We start from the raw sequence: 14,699 nt of genomic DNA on the forward strand, positions 1-14,699 counted from the left end.
CCGGGCCGGCCCGCCCTGCCGGCAGTTCCTACTCGCCGTGGACTTCCGCCTGCTTTTCTTCTGAGCGGTTCAGATAGGCCAGCATCAGCTCCGCGGCCCGGTCCAGCTCTCCGGCCTCCAGGGCATTACAGATCTCCTCGTTGTCCTTGAGGTAACGGCTGTAGAAGTGCCCGTCCAGGGTGGCCTTGTGGAAGAACAGCCGCATCTCGGCAAGGACCTGCGCCATGATGCTGTTCAGCCGGCGGCTTCCCGCCAGGGCCACAATTGCGCCGTGGAAATGCTGGTTGGCGGTGCCCAGCCCCTCATCGTCGTTCGCGGCGGCCGCGCGTTTGCCCTCCTCAACCGCCGCCCGGACGTCCGCCACAGCTTCCGGGCTGCCGCCGCCGCGGATGGCGCTGACCTCAATGGCCCGGCGGACGGTGTAAACATCGTGGATGTCGCCGGGCTCCAGGCTCGCCACGAAAACCCCGCGGTTCGGGTGCCGGACCACCAGCCGTTCGCTGGCCAGCTCTGCGAAGGCCTCGCGGACCGTGTTTCGGGAGACGCCAAGGTCCTCCGCGATGGTGGATTCGGTCAGCCGCGTGCCCGGAAGCAGGATTCCTTCCGCCAGTTGCAGGCGCAGTTCATCCGCCACCCTGTCCGCCACTGAAGGGACGGCTACGCGCAGGCGGGCAGCGGCACTGGAAGCACCGCGGGAGGTGCCTTGGAGTGCTGTTTCTGAAGTGGCCATACTCCAGAATTTACACGATCGCCACATCGTTGAATCAAAGGATTGTTGAACAATCCGGAAAATTGGTGCATCCTAGTAGAGCAACATCAATGAGACGAGGATCACAATGGCTTACATGGACCTGAACAGCGACGTCGGCGAATCCTTCGGCCGCTGGACTCTGGGCGATGACACGGCGATGTTCCGGTCCGTGTCCAGCGCGAACGTGGCCTGCGGATTCCATGCAGGTGATCCCACGGTCATCCGTCGCACCTGCCGGGAAGCTGTGGCGGCAGGTGTGACCATCGGGGCCCATGTTGGCTACCGTGACCTCGCAGGTTTCGGCCGCCGTTTCATGGACGTGGATCCAAACGAACTGGCTGACGACGTCGTCTACCAGATCGGGGCGCTGCAGGCGCTGGCCGCCACGGAAGGCGGACGCGTCCGCTACGTCAAGCCGCACGGCGGCCTGTACAACGCGATCGTTTCCCACACCGCACAGGCACGCGCCGTCGTCGACGCCGTCAAGTCGGTCGATCCGGCACTGCCCATCCTCGGCCTGCCCGGTTCGGAAGTGCTGCGGCTCGCAGAGGCCGCCGGACTCCGCGCCGTTTCCGAAGCGTTCGCCGACCGCGCCTACAACGCCGACGGCACGCTCGTCTCCCGGTCGCTTCCGGGAGCCGTGCTGCATGACCCGGACGAAGTGGCTGAACATGTCCTGCGCATGGCCGCCGACTCCGCCATCCGCACCACGGACGGCTCCATCCTGAAAATCGACGCAGACAGCATCTGCGTCCACGGCGATTCCCCCGGAGCCGTTGCCATGGCAGGCGCAGTAAAGGCTGCCTTAACCGGCGCCGGCATCAGCATAAGGGCCTTCGCCTAATCCGCCTTCGCCTAATCCCACCAATGACCCACCAGGCAGCACCACCGCACACCTGAAGGAAAACCATGACCACACACCCAACGGCCGCGCGCACCGGCCGAAAGATCCCGCCCGGAGCCCTCAAGGCGTACATTGCCAGCCTCACCGGAACCTCGCTGGAGTACTACGACTTTGCCATCTACTCGGTGGCTTCGGCCCTGGTCTTCCCCAAGATCTTCTTCCCCGGCAATGACGAGTTCGTGGGCCTCCTGCTCTCCTTCTCCGCCTTCGCCGTGGGCTACCTCGCCCGTCCAATCGGCGGTGTGGTCTTCGGCCGTCTGGGGGACAAGATCGGCCGCAAGCACGTCCTGGTGGTGACCCTCATGCTGATCGGTGCCGCCACGGTGCTCATCGGCCTGCTTCCCGACTACACGGTGATCGGCGTGGCTGCACCTACGCTCCTGGTGCTCCTTCGTCTGGCCCAGGGCATCGGCGTAGGCGGCGAATGGGGCGGCGCCGTCCTGCTCTCCAGCGAATTCGGTGACGCCCACAAGCGCGGTTTCTGGTCCTCGGCGGCACAGATCGGCCCGCCCGCCGGCAACCTGATGGCCAACGGCGTCCTGGCCATGCTCGCGGCGACGCTCAGCACCGAAGCCTTCCTCTCCTGGGGCTGGCGCGTGGCCTTCCTCGCCTCGGCGCTGCTGGTGGTCTTTGGCCTGATTATCCGGCTCAAGCTGGAAGAAACCCCGGTGTTCAAAGCCATCCAGGCCCACGGTGAACAGCCCAAGGCTCCCATCACCGAGGTGTTCACCAAGGAACCCCGCGCCCTCGTTTCCGCCGCCCTGTCCCGGGTCTGCCCGGACATCCTCTACGCCCTGTTCACTGTCTTCGTGGCCGTCTATGCCACCAAGGAACTCGGCATGACCACGGGCAACGTCCTCACTGCCATCCTGATCGGCTCGGCGTTCCAGCTGTTCCTGATCCCGCTTGCTGGCGCCGTCACGGACCGCTTCAACCGCCGCCTCGTCTACGGCATCGCCGCCGTGGGCACTGCACTCTACGTCCCGCTGTTCTTCCTCATGATCGAGGGCAAGTCCGTGCTGATGCTGACCATCGGCGTCGTGATCGGCCTGGCCTTCCACGCCTTTATGTACGGCCCGCAGGCCGCCTACATCACCGAGCAGTTCCCGGCCCGCCTGCGCTACGCCGGCAGCTCACTGGCCTACACGCTGGCCGGCGTGATCGGCGGCGCGGTGGCACCGCTGATCTTCACCGCGCTCTACGCGGCCTCGGGTGACTGGTTCCTGATCGCGGCCTACCTGCTGGTTGCCTCCGCAGTCACCGTGGTGGGCCTGGCCATCGGCCGGAATCCGCAGACCGCCGAAGAAGAGCGCCTCCTGCAGGACTCAAGCGCCTAGCGCGCGGTCCGCCCGCCCCGTATCAGGCGCCAACAACGATGAAAGCAGCAGCAATGGAAACCCTGACCGTGAACAAGGTCCTCTCGGTGCGGCCGGTGGGAACGCACGCGGTGCTCGCGGAGCTGTCCGGCCTGCAGGACGTCCTGGCCCTGCAGGCCCTGCTCCTGGAATCACCCCTTCCCGGGCAGGTTGACGTGCTCGCGGCGGCGCAGACCGTTATGGTCCGCGCCGAATCGCCGGCGGCTGCCCGCCGCCTGGCCGCTCGCCTGCTGGAATTGGACCTCACCGCTCCCGCCAGACAGGACGGCGGCCTGGTTTACATCGATACCGTGTACGACGGCGAGGACCTCGCCGAAGTGGGCCGGCTTACCGGCCTGGGACCCGACGGCGTTATTGCGGCCCATACCGGCCAGGTCTGGACGGTGGCGTTCGCCGGGTTCGCACCCGGGTTCGGCTACATGGTGGGGGAGAACAAGGCCCTGGAAGTGCCGCGCCGGAGCTCACCCCGCACCGCCGTGCCCGCCGGGTCCGTAGCCCTGGCCGGCAACTATTCTGCGGTGTACCCGCGCAGCTCCCCGGGGGGCTGGCAACTGATTGGCCGTACCGGGGCACGCATGTGGGACCTGGACCGGGCCGAGCCGGCGCTCGCCAGCCCGGGTCACCGCGTCCGGTTCCGCGCCGTCAGGGATGTGGTGACCATGGCCCCGGAACCGGAGGTTTCGGACGCTGCGGCTCCCGGGGCCTCGCCCGCCCGGGAGGAAACTCGCTCCGGCCTCAGGATCATCTCGCCCGGACTTCAGAGTCTCATCCAGGACCTCGGCCGGCACGGCCACTCCACCCTGGGAGTCTCCGCCGCCGGTGCACTGGACCGCGCGTCACTGCGCCGGGCCAACCGGCTGGTGGGCAACAGCCCCTCCGCCGCCGCTATCGAAAGCGTGGCCGGCGGGCTGCGGGTCCAGGCTGTGGGGGACCAAGTCCTGGCCGTGACAGGGGCGCCGTCGGCACTGACGGTCCACACGCCGTCGGACGATGAGCCTGGCGTTGACTCCACCGCTGTATCAGGCACGGAGGCCGAAAAGCCGGCGCGCCGGCGCAGCGTTCCCATGGCCACCCCGTTCGCGTTGCTTGACGGCGAAATCCTGACCCTGGGAGCACCCCAGTCAGGGTTCCGCAGCTACCTTGCCGTCCGCGGCGGAGTGGACGCGGCTCCGGTGCTGGGCAGCCGTTCCACAGACACCATGTCCGGCATCGGTCCGGCGCCGCTTGCAGCAGGCCAACAGCTGGCGGCCGGCGACGACACCGAGTCCGGCGTGGTGGGCAACCCCGAACTCCAGCCGGACTTTCCGCGGGACGGCGTCACCGTGCTGGACATCGTCCCGGGCCCGCGCGCGGACTGGTTCGACAAAGGCGCCATGGACTCCCTCTGCGGGCAGGACTGGGTAGTGAAGCCGCAGTCCAACCGCGTGGGCATGCGGCTGGACGGCACGCCCCTGCAACGGAGCCGGCACGGCGAACTGCCCAGCGAAGGGACCGTGGCCGGAGCCATCCAGGTTCCGCCCGAGGGCCTGCCCGTCCTCTTCCTGGCCGACCACCCGATCACCGGCGGCTACCCCGTGATCGGCGTCGTGGTGGACCACCAGCTGGACCTGGCCGCCCAGGTGCCCATCGGCGGCACCATCCGCTTCCGCTGTTTTTCCGAAGAGGCCTCTCCACAGCAGGGTTCTGCCCAGCAAACTTCCCGAACCGATTCCCAAGAAAAAGTGAGTAACTGATGCGCAAGGTCCTGATCGCCAACCGTGGTGAAATTGCCGTCCGGATTGCCCGTGCCTGCGACGATGCGCAGCTGAAGTCGGTTGCGGTCTATGCGGACATCGACGCGGACGCCATGCACGTCGCGGCGGCCGACGAAGCCTTCAGCCTCGACGGGAATTCGCCGGCGGACACGTATCTGAATATCCCCAAGCTGCTCGACGTGGCTGCCCGGGCCGGAGCGGACGCCGTCCACCCGGGCTATGGTTTCCTGTCCGAGAACGCCGATTTCGCCCAGGCTGTTCTGGATGCCGGCCTTGCCTGGATCGGTCCGGCGCCGGAGGCGATCCGGCAGCTGGGCAACAAGATTACGGCGCGCGGGATTGCCGTCCGCGCCGGTGCTCCGCTCGTGGCAGGCAGCGACGGTCCGGTGGGTTCGGCAGCCGAGGCGCGTGCCTTCGCCGAACAGCACGGCCTGCCGATCGCCATCAAGGCTGCGTTCGGCGGAGGCGGCCGGGGTTTGAAGGTCGTCCGCACCATGGACCAGATCGAGGAGGCCTTCGACTCCGCCGTCCGTGAAGCCGTGGCAGCGTTCGGGCGCGGCGAATGCTTTGTGGAACGCTACCTGGACCGTCCGCGCCATGTCGAAGCGCAGGTCCTGGCCGACACGCACGGCAATGTGGTGGTTGTCGGAACCCGCGACTGCTCCCTCCAACGCCGGCACCAGAAGCTTGTGGAAGAGGCCCCGGCACCTTTCCTCAGTGATGACCAGCGGCGCCAGATTTACGATGCCGCCAAGGCAGTCTGCCGGGAAGCCGGCTACTCCGGCGCCGGGACGGTGGAGTTCCTGGTTGCCGCGGACGGCACCGTCGCGTTCCTGGAAGTGAACACGCGGCTGCAGGTGGAGCATCCTATTACCGAGGAAACCACGGGGATCGACCTCGTCCAGGAACAGTTCCGCATCGCCGCCGGGGAGCACCTCCGGCTCATGGCGGACCCCGAGTCCCGCGGGCACTCCTTCGAGTTCCGGCTCAACGCCGAAGACGTGGGGCGCGGGTTCCTGCCTTCGCCTGGAACCATCGCCGCGTTCGCCGGCCCCACGGGGCCGGGCATCCGCCTGGACACCGGCGTCCGGTCCGGCTCCTTTGTGGCGCCGCAGTTCGACTCGCTCCTCGCCAAGCTGATCGTCACCGGAGCGGACCGCCAGCAGGCGCTGCGCCGTGCCCGTCGCGCCCTCGCCGAAATTGAAATCACCGGGGTGGCCACCGTGCTGCCGTTCCATCGAGCCGTGCTTGAATCGCCGGACTTCATCTCCGAGACCGGCCTGGGCATCCACACCCGCTGGATCGAAACCGACTTTGCGGACCGGATCCCGGCGGACCCCGCCTACGGCACCGATGCTCCCGACGGCGAACGCCGCACCATCACTGTCGACGTCGACGGGCGCCGCCTGGCCGTGGGCCTGCCGGCCGACCTGCTGAACGCTTGGGCATTGTCCGCCGGCACTGCCGCATTCGGCGCTGGTGTTGCCGGTGCCGGTGCTGCCGGTGCGGGTACTGTTGGCGCCGGTAGTGCTGGTGCTGGTAGTGCTGGTGCCGGGGCGCCCGCCCCCGAGGAGTTGCGTGCTGACATGGCCGGAACCGTGGTGAAGTGGCTCGTGGAGCCGGGCGCCGCAGTGGCGGCGGGAGACGCCGTCGTCGTCCTGGAAGCGATGAAGATGGAAACGCAGGTAACTGCGCACCGCCATGGAACGCTGACGGGTATCTGCACTAAAGCCGGGGGAATGGTCGCAGCAGGATCAGTGCTGGCGCTGATCGGGTAGCGGCGTGATGGGCCGCGTTTGCACACGCGGCCCATACCTTGGCCGATCAGGACTGGACGCGCGGCTTATCCGCCCGAGACAGCCGAACTGACGGCCGTCGGGCTGTCATATTCCTTATCTGGAATATTCCGCAATGCGTCCAGGACGTTGCCGTCCGCCCCGGAATCTTCGGCGTGCGAAACGAGTGCGTCGCGGCTCGCCGGATAATCCATTCCGCCTAGGAATTTTTGGACCTGGATGGGGTTTGGTGCGTCTGCCATGTCACTGCCTTTCTGTCGTCAGTTGCTGGGTTCTTTCGTCCGCCGTCGCCGCCAGCACGACGTCGAAGGCCTCCACTCGCCGGTCGGTCACCGTGGTGGGGGATTCCAGGTGCACCGCTCCGGCGGGCAGGATCCCCGCGCCGCCGTGCTTTTCCATCACGCGCCATTGCGCCACCACGTCCTCGCCGCAGTGGTCCGGAGGGAGTTGTGTCCAGAAATCAAATCCCCCGGCGTCTTCCAGGGCCTGGCGGCGGTACAAGGTGCATCCGCCAAGCCAGGCAACTTTGTACGGTATCCATTGCCCGGATTCGAGGCCGAGCTGCGAGCTGAGGTGGGTCAGATTGGCAGCGCTGTGCAGTGGCCAGCGCTGAAAGGCAGGCTCGCCGGGCCTGATCCGCTCCGGCGTTACAGGGCCCTCCCATGGAGTGAACGTGGCGGTCTGCTCGGGCCTTCGGTCCTCCAAGTAGGACAAGCCTTGGGGCGCCATCCCCACAAAGCCGCAGTTGAGTGCGTCGAGCGCCTCATTCATCCGTGCGAGGGCGCCCGGCTCCAACCAGACATCGTCGTCCAGAAAGAGGACCTTCTCCGCGGATGCCTGCTCCAGGAGGAACGCCCGGTGTTCGGCCATGCCCCGGGGAGGAAGATGTGGGAGCAGCTCAACCGCTGTTCCCTGGGCCCTCAGCACGCGGATGATGGCGGCAACCGGGCCATTCTCCCAAGGGGGAGGTCCGTCCGACTGGTCACTGATCACGAGCCGAAAGACAGGACGCTCCTGCGCGGCCAATCCCGATAAGGTAATGGCCAGTTCGACCACCGGTTCCGGGTGGGAATCAGGATGTCCACCAAAGGCTGGCGGTCCGGTTTCGCTGAAGCCCATTGGGCCGACGAATGGCGGTTCAAGACGCGCCTCCTTCAGGATGCAGAGCGGTGTGCGAGGCAGCACAGCGTGGGCAAGCTGTCAGCTGCCGGTTTCCTCGGGGTGTTCCCGGGCAGTTTCCTCTTCCGGCGTGCCCGCTTTAGCGCCCGGCACAAGATCCGGGTCCATGACCGGGGCGAACGCATCCGGGGGAATCTCGTCCAGGGGTTCTTCCTCGCCGGAAACTGAAGGATCGTTCGAAGGATTCTTGTTCACGTGGATGCCTTTCTCTGCGTTAGTTTTCCCGCCAGTCATGGCCGTCAATGTGCGAGCCGGCCTGCGGGCCCATCTGGAGCACGCCTCCGTCCACGGCCCAGGAAGCTCCCGTAACGTAACTCGAGGCCGGCGAGGCCAGGAATGCGATCACGGCGGCCACTTCCCGGGCATCGCCGGGCCGTCCCAACGGAATGCCTGGCCGCTCGGTTTTTGTTGGATCCTGGTCGGTTTGGCCGGTCATGGGCGTGGCGATCTCGCCCGGAGCCACGCTGTTGGCCGTGATGCCGAACTTCGCCAGTTCCAACGCCATTGTTTTCACCAGGCCGCCCAGTCCGTGCTTTGAGGCGTCGTATGCGGCGGCCCCCACCCTTGGTTGTGCTTCGTGAACGCTGGTCACGGCGATGATGCGTCCGCCCCTGCCGGCTTTCACCATGTGGCGTGCTGCGGCCTGCATGCATACGAAAGCTCCGTTGAGGTTGGTGTCCAACGTCCTCATCCACGTCTGAACATCAAGGTCCAGAAACTTCACGCCGTCCCCTTTACCGGCATTGTTGACGAAGACATCCACTCCGCCCAGCTCCTCCGCGAGGGCTTCAATGACGGCAGCAGAGCCTGCGACGTCCGTCGTGTCCAACTGGCGGATCGCAGTACGACGCCCGAGGGAGCCGATTTCGTCCGCCGTTTCCTGTGCGCCCTGCCGGTCGGAGTGCCACGTTATTCCGATGTCCAGGCCTGAACGGGCCAGCGCGACCGCGGTGGCGCGACCGATCCCTGAATCGGAACCGGTGACGATTGCGGTTGCCGGCGAAAAACCGGTGGTGTCTTCCATGGTGCCGCCCTTCTTGAGGTGATTTTCAGGAGTTGCGGGACGCAGTCAGCGGGTTTGTTCTTCCGGAAGCGCCGATTTCCCTGTCAGGGTCCTTATATAGTAAGCCTGCTTTGCAATTCTGTGGATGGGGTCTGGCAGATTCCGTCCCGCCATTTCCGATCCGTTTGGACCGCCCCGCCATTGTCTGGCCGGGCGCGAAGGAGTAGCTTTCGGATACGCGCGCTACTTCTACCGCTGCTTCACCTGCCTTGCCGATATGTCGATCAGTGGTTTGTACTCCGGAAGGCGCGTTGTCATGGGAGATCGGTCCAAAGTCAGCAAAATGATGACCCTGGCTTTTGTTGCGCTTTTGGCCGGGGCCGGGTGCACCGCGCCCGCCATAAATCCTTCGGACACAAATCCACCGGCAACGGAACCGCCGGCTACTGAACAATCCAAAACCCTGCGGATCGCCACCGACGATGACCCGGGCCGTCCGGGCGCTGCCCAGATTGAGGAGTTCGCCCGCCGGGTCAAGGAACTTTCCGGCGGAAAGCTCCACATCGAACCGGTGTGGAAGGCCGTGGGCCATGACAAAGACGACTGGGACCAGGCGGTGGCGCGGGCGGTGATGGCCGGGGACTTCGAGATGGCACTCGTTCCCGCGCGGGCGTGGGACACCGAAGGCGTGGATGCCTTCGCGGCGCTGCACGCCCCGTTCCTGGTGACGTCCAACCCGATGCTGGCAAAGGTGACAGAGCCCGCCGTCGCCGACGAAATGCTCGCCGGCCTGGACAGGGCCGGTGTGTCCGGGCTTGCGCTGTTCCCGGAAGGCACGCGGATGCTTTTTTCCTTCACGGGGCCGCTGCTCAAGCCGGCCGACCTTGCCGGCAAGGCTGTGCGGGCGCCACGCTCCGACACCACCTACGAACTCCTGAAAGCACTCGGTGCCACTCCCGATGACCTGGTGGGTGAGGCGTTTCCGGACGGCATCGCCGCCGGCAAGGTAGCGGCTGCGGAATCCTCGTTCGCCTTCGCCGATACTTTGCCGGAACCGACCACGGCTACAGGCAACCTGACGCTCTATCCCAAAGTGAACTCCCTCGTCGTCAACATCAAGGCCTTTAATGCCCTCAGTGAGACCCAGCTGCAGAACCTTAAGGACGCCGCGGCCGCCACGCGCACCTGGGCCGCGGGCGCCATGACGGCTGTGGCTGACGACGCCGCCGCCTTCTGCCGTAGCGGCGGAACGGTTGTCACCGCCACGGATGCAGAGATTGCCGCGTTCAAATCCGCGGGTGAAGCTGTTTACGCGAAGCTTGAGGCGGATCCCGAAACCAAGAATCGCATCGCCAGGATCAGGGACCTGGCCGCCGGTGAACCTGCCCCCGCCGCCATCCCTCCCTGCGGCCCCGGCGGTTAGGCAGACGTCAACGGTAATCACGAGACGTGGAAGTTTGATAGGAATGAGCCATGCTCCGTCTGAAGCGCCTGGCAGTCCTTAGCCTCTTCCTATTTTGCGTTGTAACGGGCTTTCTGTTCTGGGCACTCCGCATGGGCGGCCAGCAGGCGGCCGGGATCCTGCTGGCGCCGCCACAGGCCGTGGCCCAACTCGGGCAGCTCTCAACGAACAGCACCCATGCGCTGAACGTTACCAAGGGAATCGTAGATGCGGAATGGCTGGCTCGGACCGCCGCCCGGACCGGAATACCTGCCCGCGCCCTGCAGGCCTACGCGGGCGCCGCGGCCGCGGCCAACCACGGTGAAGCCGGGTGCGGGATCGGATGGAACACACTTGCGGGCATCGGTTTCGCCGAATCGGGTCACGGGACGTACGGCGACGGAAGCCTCTCGGCCTCCGGGCAGGCGAGCCGCCAAATTGTGGGGCCAAGCCTCAACGGCACCGGATTTGCCGCCATCGCCGATACGGACGGCGGTGCCCTTGACGGTGATGCCCTCTGGGACCACGCGGTGGGGCCGATGCAGTTCATCCCCTCCACCTGGCAGATCGCAGGGCGGGACGGGAACGGCGACGGAACCGCCGATCCCGCCAACATCGACGACGCTGCTGTCAGCGCCGCCTTCTACCTCTGCGCGGGAGGACGGGACCTTGTTACGGATACGGGGTGGGCTGACGCCGTCTACTCCTACAACCAGTCCGATGCTTACGTGAACCAGGTGCGGGACGCGGCAACTGCGTATGCCGCGCGGGCCGGGGCTGCAAGCTGATGTCCTAGCGGAGTGCGGGCTCAGTCGTGGGCTCCTCCAACGACGTGAGCGTCAGGCGTGTGGACTGCAGCACGGTGCCGAGGAGCGAGCGGGCCGACAGGAGGAGGCTGCTGACTTCGGGGCAGGACAGTTCGTAGAACAGCCTGCCGTCCTGGCGCGACGGGATGATCAGGCGCTGGCGGCGGAGCACGCCCAGGTGCTGGGAGAGGTTCGAGGGCTCCAGGCCGGTGCCGTCACGCAAACTGCTCACGGCCACGGGGCCGTCGGCAAGCATCTCCAGGACCTGGATCCGCGCGGGGTGGCCCATGGACTTGAAAAGTTCGGCCTTCACATCACTCAGGACCAGACCTACAGGCAGATCGTCCTTCATCGGGCCTCCCTTCTAAATCCACACTTCGGCGCTCAGCATCCTGGCAACACCTGTTCAACGAATACAGCCTATGACGGACAGAAAGGTCTGTCTCGCGTCCACGCGAATCGGCGTGATGTGCATGTCTATCGTAGCCCCGGCCGGGTTCGGATGTTCACGGCATTTAGTAAGTGGGCACCCCTTGCGCGGACGGCCCGGGTAGTTCAGACTTTCATGAATTCATCAATTAGCGCCCGGCGATCACAAGAGGCCGGCAACACATGGATGGATTCAGGCTGCTTCCGCTGACAACGTCGTCGTCGGGGTGGCGTGATCCCAATATCCAGGGGGTTCAATTGGCAGGAATGTTCGAACTATTCGCCGACTCAGCAACTACTTTTAGATTTCGCCTGACCGCTCCGGATGGAACCGTCATGGCACTCTCCAAGCCCTTCCCTGACAAGCGTGCCGCGGTCGCCGGCATCGCCGAGGTTCGGGAGTATGCAGGAATGGGCTTCGTCACCGAAATCCCGGCGCCAAAGAATGAGGGCATCCCGGGCGCGAAGACGCGCCCGCTGGATGTCGCTCCCGTCCCGGGAGCTGACAGCCCCGAAAAACGGAAGCTTCTTCCGGCGGGATCCGCCAGTCCCGCCAGGCTGCCGCGCTCCCGCGTATCGTCCGCAGCCCGTGCTCTGGGCGGGAGGGCGGCAAGTCGGAAGCAGCAGATTCTGGTCAGGTGGCAGCAATCCCTCAGGCAGGGACCCGCCGTCGCTGATTTCCGTGCGTGTTGAGTCCCGTGGCCGAACCGAGAGCCCCGGAGCCGGACTCCACTGCCCTTGCGGCCGCGGATTGCATCGCGGGCACCTTCCGGTTTGATGCGGCCACCGGAAAGCTGGACTGGTCCGAGGAGCTTTACCGAATCCACGGGTATGGACGCGGGGAAATCGTACCCACCCTCGACCTGTTCCTCTCGCACAAGCATCCGGACGACCGCAACCGGAGCAGGGAGATCTTCACGCGGATCCTGGCCACCGGGGGCAGCTTTTTCAGCTACGACCGGCTGATTGATGCCCGCCTGCGGGTACACAGGATACTGACAACAGGGGAGGGCATCCTCGACGAATCTGGCAGGCTAAGCCACATTGACGGTTTGGTCATCGACCTCACCAGGACCCTGCAGCGGGAGTCCGAACAGTTCGCCCGTGCGGCGGTCACTGCTGCCTACGCGAGCCGCAGCACCATTGAGCAGGCCAAAGGCATCCTGATGGGTGCGCTGCATATAGGTTCGGAGGAAGCCTTCAAGCTCCTGGTCAACCACAGCCAGCACAGGAACATCAAGCTGGCCAGGACTGCCGCTGACCTCGTGGACCTGGCCAACAACACCAAAGACCCGGCAGCGCTGGACTGCTTCATTCAGGCGCTCCATGGTGGCGCTGCCCGGCATCGGTCCAGAACCATCGGCGTGCAACGCCGCTCGGCGCAACGAACCCAACACTGACGGCTCCCCGGCCCAGCCTGTCTTCAGGCGGCAGGCCGACCGTGGACCTGCCGGTGTCCGTTGATGAGTCCGATGCACAGCGCCGCCGCGGCGGCGGATGCGACGGTTACCATGCCGAAGGGCACGGGGTCGTGGGCTCCGCCGATGCCGACGAGCGGTGCGGCCAGGCCGCCGAGGGCGAACCGGGCCAGGACCACCGCTCGGCCGTGCGGCCTGCGATGAAGCCGAACACCATGAAGCCCAGCGAGTTCAGGCCGAACGCAAACGAATATTCCTGCGGGGAAAGGCCATAGATGTCCTGGAGGACAAACGTTGCCCCGCTGAGGTAGGCGAAGATCGCGGAGTAAGTGAAGCCGGTGATCAGCACCGCTCCCACGAACGTGCGGTCCGCCAGCAGCCGGCGGAAGTCATGGATCGTGTGGGCCACGCCGCCGGTGGTGCGCAGTTCGGCGGGCAGGGTCTCGCGGAAGACCAGCACCGAGGCCGCCAGGATCACCACGCCCACCGCTGCCAGGAACAGGAACACCCCGCGCCAGTCCGTCACCGCGGCCAGTTGTCCCCCGATGACCGGGCCGACGACGGCGGCGAGCCCGCCCAGGACTGTCAGGCGGCCGTAGTAGCGCAGGAGCTTGCTGCCCGAGTACACGTCCCGGCCTGCGGCCTGGGCGATCACGATCCCTACGGCTCCGGCCAGGCCCTGGACGAACCGCGCCGCGATGAGAGTCTCGATGGTTGGGCTGAGCGCGCACAGCGCCGAAGTGACGGTGTACGCGATGACCCCGACCAGCAGGGGCAAACGGCGGCCGAAGCGGTCCGACACCGGGCCGGCGATGACCTGGCCGAGCGCCAGGCCGAGCAGGCACGCGGTGATGGTCAGCTGGGCAACCGACGTCACGCTCTGCAGCTCTGCAGTGAGGGCCGGAAGAACCGGCAGGTAGAGGTCCATGGAAATCGGGCCGAAGATGGTCAGCAGGCTAAGGACAATGGCCAGCGGCCGGCTCACGGCACGTTCGCGGGTGGGCATCGCATTATCGACGGCGGTCATACTGGCTCCGTTCGTAAGGGGTCACAGTCAATGACACCGGGCCCCGCCAGCCGTAGCCAGTGCCCTCCCTATCCCGGTTCTGGCAGTACCTCCCCCACCCTGACCGATTAACAGCTGCGTCATCTGGGATCAACGAGCATCAAGGGTCACTCCGGCCGCATGTAAAGTTTCTTCTACGATGACAGCCGAAGACGCCAAACCTTCCACGTTGTTGCCTCCGCAGGCAATGGCGGGCCGCGACAACCCTGTGGACCGCATTCTTGCCACCGCTTATGAGCTCTTCTCGCGCCGCGGGATCCGCGATGTGGGCACCAACGAGCTCATCAGCCGTTCCGGCGTTGCCAAGGCAACGTTCTACCGGCACTTCCCGTCAAAGGATGCCCTTGTCCTGGCTTTCCTGGCGCTTCGCGACCAGGTGTGGACCGTGGACCTCATTGTCTCCGAAGCGCGCCGGCGCGGAAACACTCCCGAAGGGCGCCTGCTGGCCGTTTTCGACGTGTTTGGGGACTGGTTCCACCGCGATGACTTCGAGGCCTGCACATTCATCAACGTCCTGCTGGAGATGGGGCCCGAACATACGCTGGGGAAGGCGAGCATCGGCTACCTGAGCAGGATCCGCGGCCACATCGAGGCCTTGGCCGAGGAAGCCGGGCTGACCCGCACGGAGGAGTTCGCCAGGTCCTGGCACATCCTGATGAAGGGGTCGATTATTTCGGCCACTGAAGGCGACTTCCTGGCTTCCAAGCGGGCGCAGCAGATGGCCGGCTGGCTCATCGAACACCACCGCAGCTGAACTGCCCAGCGCAGCTCAACGG

Annotated in this window: 16 protein-coding genes; 9 read left to right on the plus strand and 7 right to left on the minus strand. The window is 65.9% G+C overall.

The annotated features are described in order from the left end of the window. Positions 1 to 28: 28 nt before the first annotated feature. Positions 29 to 730 carry a GntR family transcriptional regulator gene (locus J7I92_RS17505; protein WP_214842586.1) on the minus strand — a complete coding sequence of 234 codons (702 nt, stop codon included), beginning with the start codon at positions 728 to 730 and terminating at the stop codon, positions 29 to 31. A 106-nt stretch (positions 731 to 836) separates the two neighbouring features. On the opposite strand from J7I92_RS17505, the gene J7I92_RS17510 reads away from it, so the two are divergent. The 4 genes from J7I92_RS17510 to J7I92_RS17525 all read left to right on the plus strand — a co-directional run bounded on the left by J7I92_RS17510 (position 837) and on the right by J7I92_RS17525 (position 6,563). Next, complete coding sequence (locus tag J7I92_RS17510; RefSeq protein ID WP_214842588.1) at positions 837 to 1,595, plus strand: LamB/YcsF family protein; 759 nt, start codon at positions 837 to 839, stop codon at positions 1,593 to 1,595. A 65-nt stretch (positions 1,596 to 1,660) separates the two neighbouring features. Further along, entirely contained in the window at positions 1,661 to 2,992 is a 1,332-nt protein-coding gene (locus J7I92_RS17515) for an MFS transporter (RefSeq protein WP_214842590.1), read from the plus strand. A 38-nt stretch (positions 2,993 to 3,030) separates the two neighbouring features. Continuing rightward, positions 3,031 to 4,764, plus strand: coding sequence for a carboxyltransferase domain-containing protein (locus J7I92_RS17520; RefSeq protein ID WP_214842592.1), 1,734 nt, complete (start codon positions 3,031 to 3,033; stop codon positions 4,762 to 4,764). Continuing rightward, on the plus strand, positions 4,764 to 6,563 hold the full coding sequence (locus J7I92_RS17525; RefSeq protein WP_214842594.1) for a biotin carboxylase N-terminal domain-containing protein: 1,800 nt from the start codon (positions 4,764 to 4,766) through the stop codon (positions 6,561 to 6,563). The genes J7I92_RS17520 and J7I92_RS17525 overlap by 1 nt, the downstream gene beginning before the upstream one ends. 65 nt (positions 6,564 to 6,628) lie before the next feature. Here J7I92_RS17525 and J7I92_RS17530 read toward each other — a convergent pair whose 3' ends face one another. The 4 genes from J7I92_RS17530 to J7I92_RS17545 form a co-directional block, all read right to left on the minus strand. Next, positions 6,629 to 6,823, minus strand: a complete 195-nt coding sequence (locus J7I92_RS17530) for a DUF2795 domain-containing protein (RefSeq protein ID WP_214842596.1) — start codon at positions 6,821 to 6,823, stop codon at positions 6,629 to 6,631. A 1-nt stretch (position 6,824) separates the two neighbouring features. Further along, complete coding sequence (locus J7I92_RS17535) at positions 6,825 to 7,574, minus strand: glycosyltransferase family 2 protein (RefSeq protein WP_251040093.1); 750 nt, start codon at positions 7,572 to 7,574, stop codon at positions 6,825 to 6,827. Positions 7,575 to 7,781: 207 nt separating this feature from the next. Further along, positions 7,782 to 7,955 carry a hypothetical protein gene (locus tag J7I92_RS17540; protein ID WP_214842598.1) on the minus strand — a complete coding sequence of 58 codons (174 nt, stop codon included), beginning with the start codon at positions 7,953 to 7,955 and terminating at the stop codon, positions 7,782 to 7,784. A 19-nt stretch (positions 7,956 to 7,974) separates the two neighbouring features. Beyond that, on the minus strand, positions 7,975 to 8,784 hold the full coding sequence (locus J7I92_RS17545) for an SDR family oxidoreductase (RefSeq protein WP_214842600.1): 810 nt from the start codon (positions 8,782 to 8,784) through the stop codon (positions 7,975 to 7,977). Between the two features lie 295 nt (positions 8,785 to 9,079). On the opposite strand from J7I92_RS17545, the gene J7I92_RS17550 reads away from it, so the two are divergent. Further along, positions 9,080 to 10,186 carry a TRAP transporter substrate-binding protein gene (locus J7I92_RS17550; protein WP_214842602.1) on the plus strand — a complete coding sequence of 369 codons (1,107 nt, stop codon included), beginning with the start codon at positions 9,080 to 9,082 and terminating at the stop codon, positions 10,184 to 10,186. Between the two features lie 50 nt (positions 10,187 to 10,236). Continuing rightward, complete coding sequence (locus tag J7I92_RS17555; RefSeq protein ID WP_214842604.1) at positions 10,237 to 10,992, plus strand: lytic transglycosylase domain-containing protein; 756 nt, start codon at positions 10,237 to 10,239, stop codon at positions 10,990 to 10,992. Positions 10,993 to 10,996: 4 nt separating this feature from the next. Here J7I92_RS17555 and J7I92_RS17560 read toward each other — a convergent pair whose 3' ends face one another. Beyond that, a complete protein-coding gene (locus J7I92_RS17560) occupies positions 10,997 to 11,362 on the minus strand; it encodes a helix-turn-helix transcriptional regulator (RefSeq protein ID WP_214842606.1) in 366 nt (121 codons plus the stop codon). Positions 11,363 to 11,775: 413 nt separating this feature from the next. Between J7I92_RS17560 and J7I92_RS24010 the strand changes: the two genes are divergently transcribed. Both J7I92_RS24010 and J7I92_RS17570 read left to right on the plus strand, forming a co-directional pair. After that, entirely contained in the window at positions 11,776 to 12,132 is a 357-nt protein-coding gene (locus J7I92_RS24010; RefSeq protein ID WP_251040094.1) for a hypothetical protein, read from the plus strand. A gap of 5 nt (positions 12,133 to 12,137) precedes the next feature. Then, positions 12,138 to 12,839: a PAS and ANTAR domain-containing protein gene (locus J7I92_RS17570; protein ID WP_214842608.1), complete on the plus strand. Its 702-nt coding sequence runs from the start codon at positions 12,138 to 12,140 to the stop codon at positions 12,837 to 12,839. Positions 12,840 to 12,945: 106 nt separating this feature from the next. Here J7I92_RS17570 and J7I92_RS17575 read toward each other — a convergent pair whose 3' ends face one another. Continuing rightward, positions 12,946 to 13,884, minus strand: a complete 939-nt coding sequence (locus J7I92_RS17575) for a multidrug effflux MFS transporter (protein WP_251040095.1) — start codon at positions 13,882 to 13,884, stop codon at positions 12,946 to 12,948. 178 nt (positions 13,885 to 14,062) lie between these two features. Between J7I92_RS17575 and J7I92_RS17580 the strand changes: the two genes are divergently transcribed. Then, the gene (locus tag J7I92_RS17580) at positions 14,063 to 14,677 is read left to right on the plus strand and encodes a TetR/AcrR family transcriptional regulator (RefSeq protein WP_251040097.1); all 615 of its coding nucleotides are present in this window, start codon (positions 14,063 to 14,065) and stop codon (positions 14,675 to 14,677) included. Positions 14,678 to 14,699: the final 22 nt, after the last annotated feature.

Origin of the sequence: Arthrobacter sp. ISL-72, assembly GCF_018613755.1 — a bacterium.
Lineage (GTDB): Bacteria > Actinomycetota > Actinomycetes > Actinomycetales > Micrococcaceae > Arthrobacter.

What these genes read in the sequence shown, in the direction of transcription:
- J7I92_RS17515 (WP_214842590.1), top strand. Translation starts at nt 1,661, where the DNA reads ATGACCACACACCCAACGGCCGCGCGCACCGGCCGAAAGATCCCGCCC.
- J7I92_RS17580 (WP_251040097.1), top strand. Translation starts at nt 14,063, where the DNA reads ATGACAGCCGAAGACGCCAAACCTTCCACGTTGTTGCCTCCGCAGGCA.
- J7I92_RS17575 (WP_251040095.1), bottom strand. Translation starts at nt 13,884, where the DNA reads ATGACCGCCGTCGATAATGCGATGCCCACCCGCGAACGTGCCGTGAGC.
- J7I92_RS17550 (WP_214842602.1), top strand. Translation starts at nt 9,080, where the DNA reads ATGGGAGATCGGTCCAAAGTCAGCAAAATGATGACCCTGGCTTTTGTT.
- J7I92_RS17505 (WP_214842586.1), bottom strand. Translation starts at nt 730, where the DNA reads ATGGCCACTTCAGAAACAGCACTCCAAGGCACCTCCCGCGGTGCTTCC.
- J7I92_RS17560 (WP_214842606.1), bottom strand. Translation starts at nt 11,362, where the DNA reads ATGAAGGACGATCTGCCTGTAGGTCTGGTCCTGAGTGATGTGAAGGCC.
- J7I92_RS17525 (WP_214842594.1), top strand. Translation starts at nt 4,764, where the DNA reads ATGCGCAAGGTCCTGATCGCCAACCGTGGTGAAATTGCCGTCCGGATT.
- J7I92_RS17545 (WP_214842600.1), bottom strand. Translation starts at nt 8,784, where the DNA reads ATGGAAGACACCACCGGTTTTTCGCCGGCAACCGCAATCGTCACCGGT.
- J7I92_RS17555 (WP_214842604.1), top strand. Translation starts at nt 10,237, where the DNA reads ATGCTCCGTCTGAAGCGCCTGGCAGTCCTTAGCCTCTTCCTATTTTGC.
- J7I92_RS17530 (WP_214842596.1), bottom strand. Translation starts at nt 6,823, where the DNA reads ATGGCAGACGCACCAAACCCCATCCAGGTCCAAAAATTCCTAGGCGGA.
- J7I92_RS17520 (WP_214842592.1), top strand. Translation starts at nt 3,031, where the DNA reads ATGAAAGCAGCAGCAATGGAAACCCTGACCGTGAACAAGGTCCTCTCG.
- J7I92_RS24010 (WP_251040094.1), top strand. Translation starts at nt 11,776, where the DNA reads ATGGCACTCTCCAAGCCCTTCCCTGACAAGCGTGCCGCGGTCGCCGGC.
- J7I92_RS17510 (WP_214842588.1), top strand. Translation starts at nt 837, where the DNA reads ATGGCTTACATGGACCTGAACAGCGACGTCGGCGAATCCTTCGGCCGC.